19 protein-coding genes and 1 pseudogene are annotated in these 17,492 nt (G+C 65.8%); 11 read left to right on the top strand and 9 right to left on the bottom strand.

The window, feature by feature from the left end:
* Positions 1-27: 27 nt before the first annotated feature.
* Positions 28-909, bottom strand: a complete 882-nt coding sequence (locus tag QQ25_RS15175) for an LLM class flavin-dependent oxidoreductase (RefSeq protein ID WP_052235884.1) — start codon at positions 907-909, stop codon at positions 28-30.
* A gap of 69 nt (positions 910-978) precedes the next feature.
* Between QQ25_RS15175 and QQ25_RS15170 the strand changes: the two genes are divergently transcribed.
* Positions 979-1,959, top strand: coding sequence for an NAD-dependent epimerase/dehydratase family protein (locus QQ25_RS15170; protein WP_039379994.1), 981 nt, complete (start codon positions 979-981; stop codon positions 1,957-1,959).
* Positions 1,960-1,963: 4 nt separating this feature from the next.
* On the opposite strand, the gene QQ25_RS15165 is transcribed toward QQ25_RS15170, so the two are convergent.
* From QQ25_RS15165 to QQ25_RS15145, 5 genes are all read right to left on the bottom strand, one after another.
* Positions 1,964-2,803 (bottom strand): shikimate dehydrogenase, encoded by an 840-nt coding sequence (locus tag QQ25_RS15165; protein WP_039379420.1) that lies wholly within the window; start codon positions 2,801-2,803, stop codon positions 1,964-1,966.
* Entirely contained in the window at positions 2,793-4,037 is a 1,245-nt protein-coding gene (locus QQ25_RS15160) for an endolytic transglycosylase MltG (RefSeq protein ID WP_039319630.1), read from the bottom strand. Before QQ25_RS15160 ends, QQ25_RS15165 begins: the two co-directional genes overlap by 11 nt.
* On the bottom strand, positions 4,030-4,548 hold the full coding sequence (ruvX, locus tag QQ25_RS15155) for a Holliday junction resolvase RuvX (protein ID WP_039319628.1): 519 nt from the start codon (positions 4,546-4,548) through the stop codon (positions 4,030-4,032). The genes QQ25_RS15160 and ruvX overlap by 8 nt, the downstream gene beginning before the upstream one ends.
* A 4-nt stretch (positions 4,549-4,552) precedes the next feature.
* Positions 4,553-7,243, bottom strand: coding sequence for an alanine--tRNA ligase (alaS, locus tag QQ25_RS15150; RefSeq protein ID WP_039379992.1), 2,691 nt, complete (start codon positions 7,241-7,243; stop codon positions 4,553-4,555).
* Between the two features lie 109 nt (positions 7,244-7,352).
* Entirely contained in the window at positions 7,353-7,754 is a 402-nt protein-coding gene (locus QQ25_RS15145; RefSeq protein ID WP_039319626.1) for a secondary thiamine-phosphate synthase enzyme YjbQ, read from the bottom strand.
* A gap of 130 nt (positions 7,755-7,884) precedes the next feature.
* Here QQ25_RS15145 and QQ25_RS15140 point away from each other — a divergent pair, with 130 nt between their 5' ends.
* Together QQ25_RS15140 and QQ25_RS15135 are read left to right on the top strand one after the other, a co-directional pair.
* Entirely contained in the window at positions 7,885-8,505 is a 621-nt protein-coding gene (locus QQ25_RS15140) for an antibiotic biosynthesis monooxygenase (RefSeq protein ID WP_039320572.1), read from the top strand.
* Between the two features lie 82 nt (positions 8,506-8,587).
* Complete coding sequence (locus QQ25_RS15135; RefSeq protein ID WP_039319624.1) at positions 8,588-8,896, top strand: GlsB/YeaQ/YmgE family stress response membrane protein; 309 nt, start codon at positions 8,588-8,590, stop codon at positions 8,894-8,896.
* Between the two features lie 71 nt (positions 8,897-8,967).
* Here QQ25_RS15135 and QQ25_RS15130 read toward each other — a convergent pair whose 3' ends face one another.
* From QQ25_RS15130 to QQ25_RS15120, 3 genes and pseudogenes are all read right to left on the bottom strand, one after another.
* Positions 8,968-9,441 carry an SRPBCC family protein gene (locus QQ25_RS15130; protein ID WP_039379418.1) on the bottom strand — a complete coding sequence of 158 codons (474 nt, stop codon included), beginning with the start codon at positions 9,439-9,441 and terminating at the stop codon, positions 8,968-8,970.
* Complete coding sequence (locus QQ25_RS15125; RefSeq protein WP_039319619.1) at positions 9,438-9,803, bottom strand: ArsR/SmtB family transcription factor; 366 nt, start codon at positions 9,801-9,803, stop codon at positions 9,438-9,440. Before QQ25_RS15125 ends, QQ25_RS15130 begins: the two co-directional genes overlap by 4 nt.
* Before the next feature lie 88 nt (positions 9,804-9,891).
* Positions 9,892-10,140: pseudogene (locus tag QQ25_RS15120) on the bottom strand (AAA family ATPase); the annotation flags it as partial.
* A gap of 22 nt (positions 10,141-10,162) precedes the next feature.
* On the opposite strand from QQ25_RS15120, the gene QQ25_RS15115 reads away from it, so the two are divergent.
* From QQ25_RS15115 to QQ25_RS15080, 8 genes are all read left to right on the top strand, one after another.
* Positions 10,163-11,575: a recombinase family protein gene (locus QQ25_RS15115; RefSeq protein WP_039379415.1), complete on the top strand. Its 1,413-nt coding sequence runs from the start codon at positions 10,163-10,165 to the stop codon at positions 11,573-11,575.
* A 549-nt stretch (positions 11,576-12,124) separates the two neighbouring features.
* Positions 12,125-12,508 carry a helix-turn-helix domain-containing protein gene (locus QQ25_RS15110; RefSeq protein ID WP_039379413.1) on the top strand — a complete coding sequence of 128 codons (384 nt, stop codon included), beginning with the start codon at positions 12,125-12,127 and terminating at the stop codon, positions 12,506-12,508.
* 76 nt (positions 12,509-12,584) lie between these two features.
* Positions 12,585-13,352: a hypothetical protein gene (locus tag QQ25_RS15105; protein ID WP_039379411.1), complete on the top strand. Its 768-nt coding sequence runs from the start codon at positions 12,585-12,587 to the stop codon at positions 13,350-13,352.
* Positions 13,349-14,194 (top strand): NUMOD4 motif-containing HNH endonuclease, encoded by an 846-nt coding sequence (locus tag QQ25_RS30180; protein WP_082017530.1) that lies wholly within the window; start codon positions 13,349-13,351, stop codon positions 14,192-14,194. The genes QQ25_RS15105 and QQ25_RS30180 overlap by 4 nt, the downstream gene beginning before the upstream one ends.
* The gene (locus QQ25_RS15095) at positions 14,184-14,639 is read left to right on the top strand and encodes a hypothetical protein (protein ID WP_039379410.1); all 456 of its coding nucleotides are present in this window, start codon (positions 14,184-14,186) and stop codon (positions 14,637-14,639) included. Before QQ25_RS30180 ends, QQ25_RS15095 begins: the two co-directional genes overlap by 11 nt.
* Before the next feature lie 316 nt (positions 14,640-14,955).
* Positions 14,956-15,495 (top strand): hypothetical protein, encoded by a 540-nt coding sequence (locus QQ25_RS15090; RefSeq protein ID WP_039379408.1) that lies wholly within the window; start codon positions 14,956-14,958, stop codon positions 15,493-15,495.
* Between the two features lie 112 nt (positions 15,496-15,607).
* Positions 15,608-16,465, top strand: a complete 858-nt coding sequence (locus QQ25_RS15085) for a phage major capsid protein (RefSeq protein ID WP_039379406.1) — start codon at positions 15,608-15,610, stop codon at positions 16,463-16,465.
* Positions 16,466-16,873: 408 nt separating this feature from the next.
* On the top strand, positions 16,874-17,053 hold the full coding sequence (locus QQ25_RS15080; RefSeq protein WP_039379404.1) for a hypothetical protein: 180 nt from the start codon (positions 16,874-16,876) through the stop codon (positions 17,051-17,053).
* Positions 17,054-17,492: the final 439 nt, after the last annotated feature.

Here is a 17,492-nt window from a genome sequence, read left to right as displayed (position 1 = left end):
GACCCCCGAATGCGCCTCTTCGAAGCCTCAGAGCGTCCGCAACGCGCTCGCCACCTCACCCACGGTGTCGGCGAATCCAGCGAAATCGACATCCGGCCCCAACGGTTGGAACACCAGGGTCTGGGCGGGATAGGCGGACGCCGCCGCGGTGATCTCGCCGACCGTCCCGCCCACGCCGTACGCGCCGAACGCCACTCCCCGCTTCACCGCCTCGTCGTCGAGACGTTGCCGCCCGGAGGTGCCGGGCACGCACGCGAGGTACTGCACCGTCGCGAAATCCGCGGCGCCGTCGCGGCCGGCCTGCCCGGCGGCGACGTGATCCAACGATTCCCGGGCGGAGTCCGGCGTGTTCAGGCTGTCGACGATGACGCCGTCGGCGATCTCGCCGGCAAGCCGCAGAGTTTTCGGACCGGTGCCGCCGATCAGTACCGGAACCGGTTGCTGCGGAACCCAATCCAGTCGGACACCGTCGAGACGCACGAACCGGCCCTCGGTGCTGACCAACTCGCCGGCGAGCAATCGCCTCAGCGCACCGTGGTACTCGCGCAACAGTGTGAGCGGGGACGGCACCGCTGCCCCGGCCTGTCGCATCCAGGCCTGCACCCCGTGGCCGATGCCGACCCGGATCCGGCCGGGAAAAACGGTGGCCAGCGTCGCGATCTCCATCGCCGTGGACACCACGTTGCGCAGCGGCGCGGGGAGCACACCGATACCGACGGTCACCGTCTCACTGGCGGACAGCGCGACCGCCGCCTGGGCGATACCACCTTGCAGGAAGCAGTCCTCCCACAGCCAGAGTTCGTCGATGCCGGCCCGCTCCGCGGCGACCGCACTGCGGGGCAGGGCCGCGGGCGAACAGTCGGGGCGAAAGACCACCCCCACACGGGGCAGCGAGCCGGGTCGGGTCATGGTCGCCACCCTACGGTTGCCCCGCGCCCGCCCGGAAAATCGCTTGCGGCGGTATGACACGGTCGAGTGGTGCGCACATTGGTCACCGGCAGTTCCGGCCACCTCGGTGAGGCGATCGTCCGCACCCTCCGCGCCCGCGGTGAGGATGTCGCGGGAATGGACATCCGGCCGTCGCCGTGGACTGACCGGGTCGGTTCTGTCACCGATCCCGGAGCGGTCCGGGCGGCGATGGCGGGCGCCGACGTGGTGCTGCACACTGCGACGCTGCACAAGCCGCAGCTGGCGTTCGTGCCCGGGCAGGCTTTCATCGACACGAATGTCAGCGGAACCCTGTCGCTGTTGGAGGCGGCTGCGGACTCAGGCGTGCGCGCATTCGTGATGTCTTCTTCCACAACGGTTTTCGGCGATGCATTGGTACCCGATGCTCAGCAACCGGCGGCCTGGATCGACGAGTCGGTGACACCGGTGCCCAAGAACATGTACGGCGCGACGAAGGCCGCGGCCGAGGATCTGTGTCAGCTGGCCCAGCGAAACCATGGGTTGCCGTGCGTGGTGCTGCGCGTGGCACGGTTCTTCCCCGAAGGCGACGACAGGCCCGATGCCCAGGAGGGCCGGAACGACGCCAACGTCAAGGCCGATGAATACGCGACCCGTCGCGTTGCGTTGGAGGACGCCGTCGAGGCGCATCTGCTGGCCGCGGCCGCGGCCGAGCGAATAGGGTTCGGCCGCTACATCGTCTCGGCCACGACACCGTTCCTGCCACAAGACCTGGCGCAGTTGCGGACAGATGCGGCCGGGGTCTTCGCCCGGCGGGCTCCCCGGGTCGCCGAGGTCTGGGCGCGGCGCGGTTGGCGCTTCCCCGCACGCATCGACCGTGTCTACGACAACACCCTGGCCCGTGCCGATCTGGGCTGGTGTCCGAGATACGACCTGGCCTCGATCGCCGAGATGGTGGACGCCGAGGACACGGTCCAGACCCCGCTGGCGCGCCTGGTCGGATCCAAGGAATACCTCCACAGCTCCTACCACCGGGGAACGTTCGCCCCGTGACGGCTCAGCCCAACGCGGCGCGCATCGCCTCCTTGGGAGCAGGCATCCCGGTGAACTGCTCCACCTGGGCGAAAGCCTGATTCAGCAGCATCTGTATCCCGTTGATCGCCTCACCGCCCGCCGCATCGACCGCCGCGGCCAGTGGTGTCGGCCAGGGGTCGTAGATGGCGTCGAGCACACGGGGCACTACGGCCAGCGTGCCCGCGTAGGCGGCGGCCGCCTCGGCCGGGATGGTGCTGACCGCCGCGTCCGCGGTGGCCGCCGCGTCGGCCAATTCTTTACTGCCGATGTCGCACCAGCTGCCCTGTGCTCCACATCGGCCGACCAAGTCCACCAACCGCGACGCCTTGCCCTCGTCGCGGGCGACGATGGTGATCCGCTGCACGCCGAGCTCTGCCAGTGCCACCACGGCGGCCGGTGCGGTGCCGCCCGACCCGATCACCAGTGCGGAGTCGCCGGCCGTCCCGAGCGCGCCCACCACCCCGTCGATATCGGTGTTGTCGGCGCGCCAGCCGCCGGTGGACATCCGGAGCAGCGTGTTGGCCGAGCCCACCAGCTCGGCGCGCGCGGTGCGTTCGTCGGCGAACTCCAGGGCGGCGAACTTGCCCGGCATGGTGACCGACAGGCCGACCCATTCCGGGCCGAGGGCGCCGACGAACCCCGGCAGTTGTTCGGCCGTGCATTCGATGCGCTCATACGTCCACGACGTCAGGCCAAGCGCCTTGTACGCGGCCAGATGCAATTGCGGCGAGCGTGAGTGGGCGATCGGGGAGCCGAGAACAGCCGCGCGGCGGCCTCCTGTGTCTTGCCTACCTGGCACGGCGGCGGGCCGCCTATCGGGCACTGTCGAGGACACCGTTGTGCTGCGCCTGTTCGATATTGGCCAGGTGCTCGTCGTAGTCGCGGGTGAACAGTGTGGTGCCCTGCAGGTCGACGGTCACGAAGTACAGCCAGTCCCCCTCCGCCGGCCGCTCGGCCGCAGTCAGCGCATCGAGGCCGGGCGAACAGATCGGAGTCTGCGGAAGCCCTTGACTCATATAGGTATTCCACGGGGTCGTCTTGGCCCGGTCGTCATCGGTTGTCGCGACTTCCTGGCGATCCAGCGGATAGTTGACGGTCGAGTCGAACTCCAGCTTGCGATGCTCGGCCAGCCGGTTGTAGATCACGCGGGCCACTTTGGCGAAGTCCTGCGGCTTGGCCTCGCGCTGCACCAGGGAGCCGACGGTGAGGATCTGGTACGGCGACATCTGCATTGCCGCAGCGGTGTCGAGCAGGCCGCTCTGGGTGTAGAGGGTGGCGCTGCCTGCGATGAGGGTGGACAGGATGTCCTGCGCCGTGCCCGCGGGGTCGACGTTCCAGGTGCCCGGCGCGATCAGGCCCTCAAGGCGCCGGTGATCGTTGGGCATCGCCGAAACCGGAGCGACGGCCCAGTCGGGCACGGCCAGCGCGGCCGGCGGTGCGGACTGTGCGGCCGCCCGAAGCTCGTCCACCGGTATGCAGCGTTTCGTACCGTCGAGTTCGACGCAGGAGGCCTGCGAGATCAGCGTGAAGACGCCGTCGGTGACGGCTTTGGTCTTGACGTCGGAGATGTCGTCGAGCTGACGCCCTTCCGGGATTGTCAGCTTGCCTACCCGGCTCTCCGGATCCGCCAGGCGCTCAACAGCATTGGCTGCCGGGATTTCGGTGCGCAGTTTGTAGAAGCCGGGCTGGATCGCGGAGATCGCCTCGTTCTGGTCCGCCGCGTCGACGAAGGCCTTGACTGTGGCGACCACTTTCTTGTTCTGCAGGGTCTTGGCGATGGCTGTCGTGGAATCGCCGTCGTGGACCTGGATGACGACATCGGCCACACCGTCACCCGCGTAGTCGTTGGCGGTTCCGGACATGCTGTGCCACAGCTTGGAACCCAGGAACACCGTGCCGATCACCACCACGATGAGTGCTGCGATGGACAAGCCCCGGGTCGTGCGTCGCTTACGGTCGTTGCGCGCTTTGCGGGCCCGCTCGGCCTTGCTCAGTCCACGCCGCGGTGGTCCGATCGCCTCGGGCTTCGCTTTGTCGGCACCCCACTTCTCAGCCATCCATGCCCTCTCTGCGCGCAGCCAGAGCCGCACGTCGCTGATCCAGCCAGCTCTGCAGAATGCCCACCGCAGCGGCCTGGTCGATCATCGCTTTCTGTCCCTTTGCCCGGACCCCCGCTTCGCGCAACGATCGTTGTGCCGAAACAGTAGTGAGCCGCTCGTCGGCCAACCGCACCGGTATCGGCGCGATCCGGCGGGCCAGCAGATCAGCCAGTTCGACGGCGTCAACGGCTGAGGTGCCGGCCCGGTCGGCGAGCGTGCGTGGCAGCCCGACGACGACCTCGACGGCCTCGTACTCACCGATCAGGGCCACCAGTCTGCGCAGGTGCTTGCCCGAGCGGTCTCGTTTGTCCCGCTGTACGGTCTCGACCGGGGTGGCCAGGATCCCGTCGGGATCACAACTGGCCACGCCGATCCGAACGGTGCCGACGTCGATGCCGATGCGCCGCCCGCGTCCGGGGTCGTCGTCCCCTGGGCGGTCCGGTAGCCGGTCATCGACCGTGTCGGACACGAAGCTAGCCCCGGCCGATCTCGGCGCGCAGCGCGGCCAATGCCGCGTCGATACCCGCCGCCCCCTTACCGGAACCTTGTGCCATGTCCGCCTTGCCGCCCCCGCGGCCGTTGACCGCGGCGCCGAACGGTTTGACCAACTCGTTGGCGCGCAGCCCCAGGTCCTGGGCGGCGGGGTTGACCGCCACCACGAAGGGCACCGCGTCGTTCTCGCCCTCGGCGATCAGTGCCACGACCGCCGGGTCGGAACCGAGCTTGCCGCGGATGTCGCCGATCAGGCTGCGCAGATCACCGGCCGACATGCCGCCGGCCATCCGTTGTGCGACGACCCGGACCTTGCCGATGGTCTCCGCGCCCGCGGCGGCGTTGGCCGCAGCGGCCCGCGCGTTGGCCAGCCGCACCTTGTCCAGTTCCTTCTCGGCCGCCTTGAGCCGTTCGACCAGGTTCGCCACCCGCGCGGGGACCTCTTCGGAGGGCACTTTGAGCGACGAGGCCAGGCCTGCCATCAGGGCGCGCTCCTTGGTCAGGTGCCGGAAGGATTCCAGGCCCACGTAGGCCTCGACCCGGCGGACACCGGAGCCGACGGACGATTCCCCGAGGATCGTGACCGGGCCGATCTGGGCCGAGTTGTGCACGTGGGTACCGCCGCAGAGCTCCAGCGAGAACGGCCCGCCGATCTCCACCACCCGGACCTGATCGGGATAGTTCTCACCGAACATGGCCATCGCGCCCATCGCCTTGGCCTTGTCGAGTGCGGTGACAAAGGTGTTCACCTCGTAGTCGGCCTCGACGGCCTGGTTGGTGACTTCCTCGATCTGGGAGCGCTGGTCGTCGGTGAGCGCGCCCTGCCAGTTGAAATCGAACCGCAGGTAGCCGGGACGGTTCAGCGAGCCGGCCTGAACGGCGCTGGGGCCCAGCACCTGTCGCAGCGCCGCGTGCACCATATGGGTACCCGAGTGCCCCTGGGTGGCGCCGTGGCGCCACTTGGGGTCCACTGCCGCGACGACGGTGTCGCCCTCGACGAACTCCCCGGACTCGACCGATACGCGGTGCGCCCACAAGGTTTTGGCGATCTTCTGCACATCGGTGACAGCCGCCTTGGCGGTGGCCGACGACCCGGTGCCCGTGATGGCGCCTTCGTCTGCGATCTGGCCGCCCGCCTCGGCGTAGAACGGGGTGCGGTCCAGGATGAGCTCGACCCGATCGGCATCCAGCCCGTCGTGGGTCACCACCGGGACCCGCTTGCCGTCCACGAAGATGCCGAGAATCCTTGCTTCAGTGGACAATTCGTCGAAGCCGGTGAACTCGGTGGGGCCGGCGTCGACCAGCTCACGGTACGCCGAGAGATCGGTGTGGGCCTGCTTGCGCGCGGCCGCGTCCGCCTTGGCGCGTTGACGCTGCTCGGCCATCAACGTCCGGAAACCCTGCTCGTCCACGGACAGACCGGCCTCGGCCGCCATTTCCAGGGTGAGGTCGATCGGGAAGCCATAGGTGTCGTGCAGGGTGAACGCGTCACTGCCCGACAGCACGGTGGCTCCCGATTTCTTCGTCGCGGCCGCGGCGTCGTCGAACAGCCGCGAACCCGACACCAGGGTGCGGTTGAACGCCGTTTCCTCGGCCACCGCGATGCGCTGGATCCGATCGAAATCGGCGACCAGTTCCGGGTAGGACGGGCCCATGGCGTCCCGGACGGTGACCATCAGCTCGGCCATGATCGGCTGGTCGACGCCGAGCAGCTTGGCGGCGCGGATGATTCGCCGCAGCAGCCTTCGCAGCACGTACCCGCGGCCCTCGTTGCCGGGGCTGACACCGTCGCCGATGATGATCGCCGCGGTGCGCGTGTGGTCGGCGATGATGCGGTAACGCACGTCGTCCTCGTGGCTGCCTTTGCCGTACCCACGGGGCGACACGGCCGCGACCGCGTCGATCACCGGGCGCAGCAGGTCCGTCTCGTAGACGTTGTCCACGCCCTGCAGCAGGCAGGCGACGCGCTCGATGCCCATCCCGGTGTCGATGTTCTTGCGTGGCAGCGGCCCGAGGATCTCGTAATCCTCTTTCGAGGTGCCCTCGCCGCGCTCGTTCTGCATGAACACGAGATTCCAGATCTCGATATAGCGGTCTTCGTTGGCGACCGGGCCACCGTCGACGCCGTATTCCGGGCCGCGGTCGTAGTAGATCTCCGAGGAGGGGCCGCACGGCCCCGGGATGCCCATCGACCAGTAGTTGTCGGCCATGCCCCGGCGCTGGATGCGCTCGGCGGGCAGGCCGGCGACTTCCTGCCACAGCTCGATCGCCTCGTCGTCGTCCAGATAGACCGTTGCCCACAGTTTTTCCGGATCGAACCCGTAGCCGCCCTCGGACACGGGGTTGGTCAGCAAGCTCCAGGCGAGCTCGATGGCGCCCTTCTTGAAATAGTCGCCGAACGAGAAGTTGCCCGCCATCTGGAAGAAGGTGTTGTGCCGGGTGGTGATGCCCACCTCGTCGATATCCGGCGTCCGGATGCACTTCTGGACGCTGGTGGCCCGGTCCCACGGCGGGGTGCGCGCGCCGAGGAAATAGGGCACGAACTGAACCATGCCGGCGTTGACGAACAGCAAGTTCGGGTCGTCGAGGATCACCGAGGCGCTGGGCACCTCAGTGTGGCCCGCCTTCACGTAGTGATCGAGGAAGCGCTTCCTGATCTCGTGTGTCTGCACGTCGCCTCTGTCCTCGTGTTCGTGGGTGGCTGAGGTTGCGCGAGCAACCACCAGTTCGACCGCCTTACATTACCGTTCTGCGCGTTCGCCCCGAAAAGGGCGAGCAGCCTCACGCCCCCAGAAAGCTCAGCCGCACCGAACGCTGCGGGTTGTCGCGGTTCAGGTCGACCAGCACCACGCTCTGCCAGGTTCCCAGCAGCGGGCTGCCCGCCTGCACCGGCAATGTCACCGACGGCGATACCAGGGCGGGAAGGACGTGGTCTGCGCCATGGCCTCGCGACCCATGGCTGTGCCGATAGCGGTCATCGCGCGGCAACAACCGTTCCAGGGTATCGAGCAGGTCGTCGTCGGAGCCGGCGCCGGTCTCGATGATGGCCACACCGGCCGTCGCGTGCGGCACGAACACGTTGCACAGGCCATCGCGGTGCGCGCCGCAGAACTCGCGCACCGAATCGGTGAGATCGACGATGCGCCGCCGCGAGGTGTCCACGTCGATCACGTCGGTATCCATTACCCCAGCCTACGAGGGCTCCGCCACCCCGTTCCGCAACACCATTGCCACCCGCGACGCAGCGGAGGAAGGTGGGAGTGGAACCGGTGGCGCCACCGGGGCGCCGCCCTTTGGAGGGAAGGGGTGGATCGTGTTCGCACGTTCAACCACGATCGCAGCGCGCACCCATGCCATCAACGCCGGCATCGCCCATGTCCGCGACGAGGTCATGCCCGCCCTCGACACCGTGGACGGTTGCGTGGGTTTGTCCTTGATGGTCGACCGGGAATCCGGCGAGTGCGTCCTCACGACGGCCTGGCGGTCCCAAGATGCGATGCATGCCAGCGCGGCTGCGGTGGCGCCGATGCGTCACCGGGTGGTCGAGATGTTCGCCGGCACCGCGGCGGTCGACGAATGGGAGATCGCGGTGGTGCATCGCGAGCAGTACTCCGGACCCGGAGCCTGCGTGCGGGCCACCTGGCTGCGAACCCGTCCCGAACTGTTCGACCGGGCGGTGGACTTCTACCGGAGCACGGTGTTGCCCGCGATGGAGGACCTCGAGGGCTTCTGCAGTGCCAGCCTGATGCTCGACAGGGCGTCGGGGCGCGCGGTGTCCTCTGCCACGTTCGACAGCGCGGACGCGATGGACCACAACCGCGATCAGGCCAGGGCGTTGCGGACCGACCGACTGCGTGACCTGAGCGCCGATCAGCTGCATGTCGGCGAGTACGAACTTGCGCTGGCACATCTGCGGGTGCCCGAGATGGCCTGACCGCTAGCAGAATTGACGCGCCCGTTTACCTGCCGTGCGGCCGGGGTATCTCGTTCCAGTCCAACTCAGACCTGGAGGAGCAATGACCATCACCGGCATCATCAGCGCGATCCTGATCGGCATCGTCGTCGGCCTGATCGGCCGGCTGATCGTCCCCGGCAGACAACCCATCGGGGTTCTGGTGACGATCCTGGTCGGCATCGTGTCCGCATTCATCGGCAGCGCGATCGCCCGCGCGCTCGGCATCCCGACGATGACCAACGGGATCGACTGGCTCGAACTTCTCGTGCAGGTCATCGTCGCCGCGATCGGCGTGGCGCTGGTAGCGGCGCTGATGGGACGCAGAAGGACGGGCCTGCTGGGCGGACGGCGCTCCGGGCTGCTCCGCTGATCGTAAGTTCGCCCGCGAACGGTCCCGCCGCGCTCCCCGCGGGCGGGACCGTTTGCATCGCGGGCACTGCCTCAGCCGGCGGCCAGCAACGTGTCGAGGCGTTCGTACCCCTCGGTCATTCCGCCCTCCATGCCCGAGGACAGCAGGGCGTCACGCGCATCCGTGTTGGGGCAGATCGAGCGCCCGCGCAGCTGACTGCGGCCCGCGCCCAGGTCGTCGAACCACAGGTACTCGATGTTCACCATGTCTCGGGCGCCTTCGAATTCGAAGGTCTGGATGATGAGTTCGTTGGGACGCACCACGTGGTAGACGCCGTTGAACGCATATCTACCGGACGCGTCGGAGTGCACGTACCGATAACCGCCACCGGTGCGGAAGTCCCAGTGCTCGACCTTCATCTCAAGGCCGCGCGGCCCCAGCCACTGGGTGACCAGTTCGGGTTCGGCGTGGGCCCGGAACAGGGCATCCACCGGCGCGGCGAAGGGACGGGTGAAGTCCATCGCCAGCGTGTCGACGGGGGCGTTGAGGTTGAGCGCGTTCGTCATGATTTCTCCTCGGTTCTGTCGGTTGTCGGTGCCATTCGAGCCAGCAGGTCATCCAGTCGGCGATAGTTGCGTTCGGCGTCGAGCCGATATCGGTCGATCCATGCGGTCAGCCCCTCCAGCGCGGCCGCGTCGAGATGGACCGGCCGCCGTTGTGCGTCTCGGGTCCTGGTGACCAGTCCCGCCTGTTCGAGTACTTGAATGTGTTTGGAGACAGCCTGTTTCGTGATGGCGAATGGTTCCGCCAGCTCGTTGACGGTGGCCGGGCCGCGGGACAGGCGTGCCACCATCGCCCGCCGGACCGGATCGGCGAGGGCCAGGAAGGCCCGATCCAGGTTCGTATCCACATCCCCATCACGCTCCAATAGTCAATCTTTCCGTTGATCAACCAATTGATTGACTACGAAGGTAGAGCGGTCCACGGAGCCTTGTCAAGGGTTCGGCGGGCGGGGCTCAGCGACGGAGGCGGCGGATGATGGCGCGCAGCTTGTCGACGCGGCCGGTGAGCTCGCGTTCGAAGCCCCGGCCGGTCGGCTGGTAATAGTCCACACCAACCAGATCATCTGGCGGATACTGTTGCGGCACAACGCCATCGGGATGATCATGGGCGTACTTGTAGCCGACGGCATTGCCCAGTTTCTGCGCCCCGGAATAGTGGCCGTCCCGGAGATGCGGGGGCACCAACCCGGCCTTCACGGCTCTGCAGTTATGACACACTAGAGGGATGAGTAAGGCGAACCGAATCCCCGCCGCGATCTACGTGCGGATATCCCAGGACCGCAGCGGCGCCGGTCTCGGCGTGGAACGCCAGGAACAGGACTGCCGCAAACTGGCCGAATCACTCGGCTGGCGAGTCGTCCAAGTGTTCTGTGATAACGACACATCCGCCTACTCAGGCCGACGCCGACCGCAATACGAGGCCCTGCTGGCTGCCATCGAGGCCGGTGAAGTGAAGGGGGTGCTGGCATGGCATCCCGACCGACTGCATCGGTCCGTGCTGGAGCTGGAGCACTACGTCGCGGTCAGCCGCAAACACGGTTTCGACACACACACGGCGCAGGCCGGTCACTGGGACCTATCCACGCCGTCAGGGCGGGCCATCGCCATCACCTTGTCGGCATGGGCGCAGCACGAGAGCGAGCACAAGGGTGAACGCATCCGGCGCGCACGCGAGCAACAGGCCAAAGCCGGAAGGTTCCACGGCGGTATCCGCCCGTTCGGGTTTGAGTCTGACGGCGTGACGGTCCGCCCCGTGGAGGCCGCTGAGGTGGTGAAGATGGTGGAGTCCGTCGTCGGGGGCATCTCGCTGCGGTCGATAGTCCGTGACCTCAATGAGCGTGGCGTCCTTACCGCGACCGGTAAACCGTGGAGGTCCCAGTATGTCCGGGAGCTGATCTGCGCCCCGCGCATCGCTGGTTTGTCAGTGCACCACGGCGAGATTGCCGGGATCGCCGTCTGGCCTGCCCTAGTCCCCCGCGAAACCTGGGAGGCCGCCCGCCACATCCTCAACGACCCCCGTCGCCGTACAAATCCTGGGGGTGGACCCGCACCCAAGCATCTCGGTTCGGGTATCTACATCTGCGGGGTGTGCGGTGAGCGCACGTTGCGCGTTGGGCGTGCGAGCGGCCAGGAACCGGCCTACCGCTGCGGTAACCGTGACGTGCGCTTTACCGGGGGGCATGTGAGTCGCCGCGCCGCACAGCTCGACGGTTACGTCGAGGCCGTCATGGTGGAGCGGCTCTCCCGCCCTGGCCTGATCGACAGTGCGAAACGGCGAGACGATTCCGCAGAGCTTGCGGCGCTGCGCACCGAGCAGGACGCGATCAGACTGCGCCTAGAGCAACTGGCCGAGGCGTTCGCCGATGGAGAGATTGACCGCGCACAGCTGGCCGCTGGCACCAAGAAACTCACGGCGCGAGACACCGCGATTACCGCGACCCTCGCCCACCTTGGAGGCCGCAGCCCGCTGGACTTCATCACGGACACCACTGTGGACATTCCGGAACTGTGGCAGTCCCTCACGATGGGCCAGCGCCGCGCCATCGTGGACTATCTCGCCGATGTGAAGATCGTTCGGCTAGGACGCGGCACTAAGGGGTTCAGCCCCGATGGTGTCTGCATCACCTGGAAGCGCTAGCCCCACAGCCGCTATCCGACCGATCCCCCGCACTGTCTCGGCAGTCATCGTCGGGGCGGCATCTACGACAGCACGCACGGCAGCGGCAACATCGCTGCGGTCGGCTGGCGTTCCCATAAGTCCAGAAGGTACTCAGAACCGACGACGACTCTTGTGACCGAACATCATTCGGTCCCTGCACCACCGGTTGCGCTGCGGAAACGGCGCACCGCCCTGCACCATCATGCTTGGGGCGGTGTGCCGCCGGTCCTGCGAATATGCCACCGCGCCAACCGGTCTGACTTCTTCGGCATCTGCGCATGAAACCGACACTCCCGACTGCGGAAACCGGCACGACACGCCGGAAAACCTCCGCGCTGTCCAGCTGGACTGCCTGCGACCTGCGTAAATGCGCCGACTGTGGTTCACGGATAATGCCTGCGGTGTACCGAGATTGTCAACCACTGTCCACGCCAACGACTTTCAGTCTCAATCGTCGTCGGCGCGAAGCGCTGTACTCGACGCATGGAAACGCTAGAACGTGCGCTATCGCGCCATGAAACCGTGAGTATGACCGGGCTGTCCCTGCGGGTAATCGACAAGCTCATCGAAAGCGGCGAGTTGCCCGCGTCAAAGATCGGTCGCCGCGTGCTCATCCAGCCCCGGCATGTGCGCGAACTGCTGGAGAAGAACACCAGGGAGACCACCGTGAACCGTCCGGACGAACAGGAACTTGCTGCCCTGACCGTGCTGCGAGCGGTAGAACACCGAGTGAATCACGACGGTGAGGCGATGGTGAAAACCCTGCGGGGCACGGGGCGGCAAGTGTCCCTGCGCCTCTGTGAGGCCGTCGAACTCCTGGCCTACCTCGTGCGCCTATCTGACCCATCTGATCGGCCCGCCGAAATGTTGGCCGCGCTGCGCGAACGGGTGCAGTCCGCATCCTCCGACTGAAAACGGAAACCGGCCCGCGTGGCTGGAGTTTCACGTGGGCCGGTCAATTCCCATCATCACAGGAGGAACGACGCCAATGGTAAATGAAACCGCCGACAAGGCGGAGCACACGGACAAGTTCGGCTGGATTATGGCGATCCAGGCAGATACCCGGCTGTCGCCTGCGGACAAATACATCTTGCAGAACGCCGCGATCACCTACGTGAATCACCTCAAGCGTGAGGACACGTTTTACGTGCGCCAGGCCGTGATGGCTGAGCGGTTCAAGGTGGGGCTGCGCACGGTGGAGCAGGCCGTCTCTAGGGCGAAGCGGATGGGCTACCTCGTTGTTGACACGCCCCGGAAACGTGGCCCGGGGCACCACGTTCCAGACACCTACCGGCTGGCGATCCCCGAGGAATTACCCGCAGATCTTGCGGGTAATAACCCCCTATTACCCGCAGATTATGCGGTAATGACCCGCAGATTATGCGGTAATGACCCGCATGGGCCAACTCGCCCACCTGCGAAAACACCTACCCCCACGGGTGAATACACACGGGTGAGTACCACGGGTGAAGTAACTACAACGGGTGAACTATGCGCATTTTCTGCCGAAAACGCGCCGATCAATAAATCAGACGTCCGTCTCGTTGATCTTGAACCTGAACAAGAACACGGTTCGCTTCGCTCACCGGGCCTGGACGCGAAGCAGGTGGTGGATTTTGATGCCGAGCTCTTGTGTGTGCGCTGCCAAAAGAATCCGGCTCATTTCGCGTCGGACGATCAGCTTTGCCCCGATTGCATGGCAGATGCAGAAGACGACCGGAGGCGAGAATTTTCGGTGAGGGAGCTTTTTGGATGACCATGACACCGACACCAACTACTGCGCAAATCCCCACCAAATCAGTTGGTGGTGAACAACTTGCGCGCCCGATCGCCGACGACGCCACGATGGCGATTACTGGGGCTGAGTCGCCCGCACAGCATCGAACGGCTCACGGGCAGGGTGGTTCTACCACCGAAAGCTCTACGGGCCGCACAGGGCCGCGTTTCGGGTATCGCATCGTGCGCGTTGCCGACCTCCGCAGCGACCTCCACCCGCTGTGGCATCGCGGTCGCCGCGAACGCTGGTTACCCGTCGTCGGACTGGAGGGCAGTTACGCCGTGTCCGACCTTGGACGGGTGTGCTCGGTGGATCGCATCGTCACCCGCAGCGACGGCAACACTCAGCACATAGCGGGCCCCCGGATAATTCGCCTGGCCACGCATCGCAGCGGGCATCTGCAGGTTGCGTTGTACCGCAACGGCAAGCGGTCCACACGCTACGTCCACCGGCTGGTGCTGGAGGTGTTCACGGGGGCCTGTCCAGGCGGGCTGGAGGCCTGCCATTGGAACGATGAGCCGACCGACAACCGGCTCGAAAATCTCTACTGGGGCACGAAGCGTCAGAACCGGCTGGATCGCGTGCGCAACAGTCGGCGCCACAACCCGAGAAAGTCTCGTTGTGCCTGCTGTACCTGCAGAGCCCGTGCCCGCGAACGTGCCGCAGACATCGCCAGAGCGAGCACCGCGTACCCGTCCTGTGAGGTCTGCGGGAATGCTGTCGTGGCCGGTCAAGGCACGGTTCATTTCTCGTGCCTAAGTGTCGTCGGCGGTCGCGGGCAGGATGGAACCAAACGAAGCGGGGTAGCAAATGGTCGATGATTACTCACTGGTGGTCGATTGCGGACAGTTGGTTTCGCTGGGCGACACCGCCGCAGCGCTAGAACTGCTGCGCGGCGCGGAAAATCACGCCGACCTCCAACACGCGACATTGGCGGTTATGGCATTCGTGCTCTCCGGCAATGGTGCCCCCGAGCGCTTCGCCGAATTGCGGGCACAGGTGCATCACCTCGCCCTCCAGCACGGCGCACAGGACCGTCAGGTTGTTTTGAATCTGGAGACCATCGCCGCCACAGAGGCCCTGGCCGAAGGTGACACGGACCGGGCCGATGCGATCTTGCACGGGTCGGAATCAACCGCGCTCGACTTCGCATGGTGCGCGGCCTCACTCACCGGGCAGTGCGTACGCGGGTGGGTCGGCGATGACTGCCTCACCCCGTTCTGGCATGGGCTACGCCGCCACTACGGCATCGGGGGTGCAGTGTGAGCCGTGGCGTGAACCACCCGCCGCGTGTTGCCGACCAGGGTGTGGTGGGCCTGTTGGCCGTCGTCCTGCGGGGCCTACCGAGGTTGGAGAACCCGGCGTGTGTGCGGGTACGAGGCCGGTTCATGGAGGCCGAAACCGGCTCGAAACTCCTTGTCGCCGAGTGTGTCTCGATCTGCCACCACTGTCCCGCATTGGCTGCGTGCCGGGATTGGGCCAACGGGCAACGGAACCTAATCGGCGTGGTCGCCGGGAAACTGCGCGGCACCGTGCGGGTCGATGATGACGAAACATCAAGGACGACAGAGGTGAACGAACCATGACCGTAACCGACAATGGCAACACAACGCCGGACAATGCGAATGCTGATGACCAGCACCATGATTCATCGCAAACCGACGACGCCGGCCAAACCGAACCTATCGGGGCAGAAGCCGACGACATGCCCGACAGCGACCAGGGCGACGACGCCGCCCGCAAGGCTCGGCGCGAGGCAGCCGGTCTGCGGAAACGACTGCGCGAAACCGAAACCGAACGCGATGAGCTATGCGCCGAACGCGATGAAATACGCGCCCAACGCGATGCGGCCCGCGAGGAGATAGTGGCGATGATTGCCACCACCAGCGGGCTGCCCGACCTCGGACTACTGGCCGCTGCGGGGCATGACGCTGCCAGCTTCATTACCGACGAGGGCAGGGTGGACCGCGTCAAAGTCACCGACGCCTGCCGGGACGCCATGAAGCGGTACAGAATCGGCCGCCCACCAGCTCCGAACCCGCAGCAGGCAAGCGGTGTTCACCAACCGGGCGAATCCACGTCCCAACAGTGGGTTGCCGCGTTTGCGCCACCCAAGGCATAAACTGGTACGCACGTCCAGGTGACTGACCCCCGGTGCCCAGGTGCGCAACCGAGACAAATTCAGAAGTTCATTGCGGTCGAAATCACGCCGCCATATCTCGGGAGTCGTCACCATGACCACCTTGAAGACAACCACGTCTGCCTACCCGTGGCGGCCAGACGTCAGTGTGTTCCACCCCGCCGATGTCGTCCCTGAAGCTTTGATCCTGCAATGCTCCACCATCTCGGGGGCCATCGAAGGCGATGCCCCGTCCGTGCGTGTGGCGTACGTGGATGATGACGAAGCAACCTTCGTGGCGGAATCCGTCGCCATTCCCGAAGCAGAACCGGCCCTCGCCGAGGTCACCGTCTTCACCGGGAAAATTTCGCAGCTCGTGCGTATCTCGCGGGAACAGTATTTCAACCATCAAGAAGGCACACCGGAGCAGTTGGCCCTGTCCGTATCTCGTGCCCTGGTGAAGAAGGCCGATCATGCCTTCGTCAACCAGGCCGCACCCACACCGCCAGCGGTGCAGCCTGCGGCCGGGTTGCTCCACATTGACGGCATCGTGGACGGCGGCGAAATCATCGGCAGCCTCGACGCCCTCGTAGACCTACAGGCCCAACTCCAGGCCAACGGGGGCACCCCGACACACATCGTGGTGGACCCTTTGGGTTGGGCTGCCTTGCGAAAACTGAAGGTTGATGACGCGGGCAGCAATGCGTCCCTGATCGGCGCTGGCACCACTGACGCCGTGCCAATGTTGCTCTCGCTGCCGGTGTTGGTGAACAGCAACGTGCCCGCCTACTCGGGTCTGATCGTGGATAAGGCAGCCGTGGTGAGCGCAGTCGGCGACGTGCTGGTGTCCGTCACCGTTGACCGCTACTTCGAGACCGATGATGTCGGGCTCAAGGCCACGTGGCGAATCGGCCAGAACATCGTTCGACCCGACCGGGTTGGTGCCTTCTCTGTGGATGACGGCGGCAGCTGATGGCTAGCCGACCCAAGCGCACCCGACGCAACACACAACGCCGCAAGCCCACTGCGGTAAGAAAGCAGGGACGCAAGCCCACCCCGAAACCGTTGCCACAGAATCCCCCAACAGGACGCCGGTAACCAGACCCACCGCTACCCCGGGTGTCGCTATCGGCATTCCTGCCCGAGGTAGCGGTGCCGACCCACCCGGCTGCCCGTGAGGTCCCCCGCCACAGCGGGCAGCCGGGTGCCACACCCCCGGGAGAGCAAACCCATGACGTGGACCGGTGACCGGCGAACCCGACCCCGCAACGGAGCACGCCGACTCCCCGAACGACTACGGCAACGAGTCCTGCGCCGATACCCCGTCTGCTGGCTCAACATTCCCGGCAGATGCACCATCACCTCTGTTGAGGTCCACCATGTGCGAGACGACGCGGACGGTGGAACCGATACCGAATTCAACGAGGACGGCTCACCGCAGCTGGTCGGTGTCTGCGCCGAATGTCACCGTCACGTCAGTGCCCGAAACTCCGCCGCCCGCAGCAATGTGGGCACCCGCGTCATGCGGGTGAAGGAACGCCATCCCGGTGTCCTACCCTGACCAGGACAAACCCCACCGAAGTGCGCCAACCGCAACACAATTCAGCACAGCAAACACGCCAAAGGTATTGAATCACAACACATTTGAGGTCACCAAACCTGAAGTGCCACAACGTATTACGCGCGTCCACCCGCAACGCGAGACGGGCCGACACGGTGAGATGCAGCAAACATGTAGGCGTGACCAATAGTTGCTCTGACCTGCGGAAACAAGCTCTGGGGGGATGTCCCGCTAACCCCCCTTCGACCCCGACCGGAACGGGCTCGCACGCATGCCCCGTAATTCGCGGGCATTTGCGCAGGTCAGGGGGCCATTCTTGGCCCATCGATACGCTTTGCAGCACAACGATTTTCATGTTTCCGCAGGTCAGGGCATGTTTTTGGCGCGTCCAAATCCCGTTGTGTGGCAACGTCTGTCAATGTAAGTATCCCATTGTCTA

Source organism: Mycolicibacterium setense, assembly GCF_000805385.1.
In the GTDB taxonomy this organism is placed as follows: domain Bacteria; phylum Actinomycetota; class Actinomycetes; order Mycobacteriales; family Mycobacteriaceae; genus Mycobacterium; species Mycobacterium setense.
The sequence above is the reverse complement of the archived record's forward strand: the minus strand, read 5'-3'. Positions and strand labels throughout refer to the sequence as shown.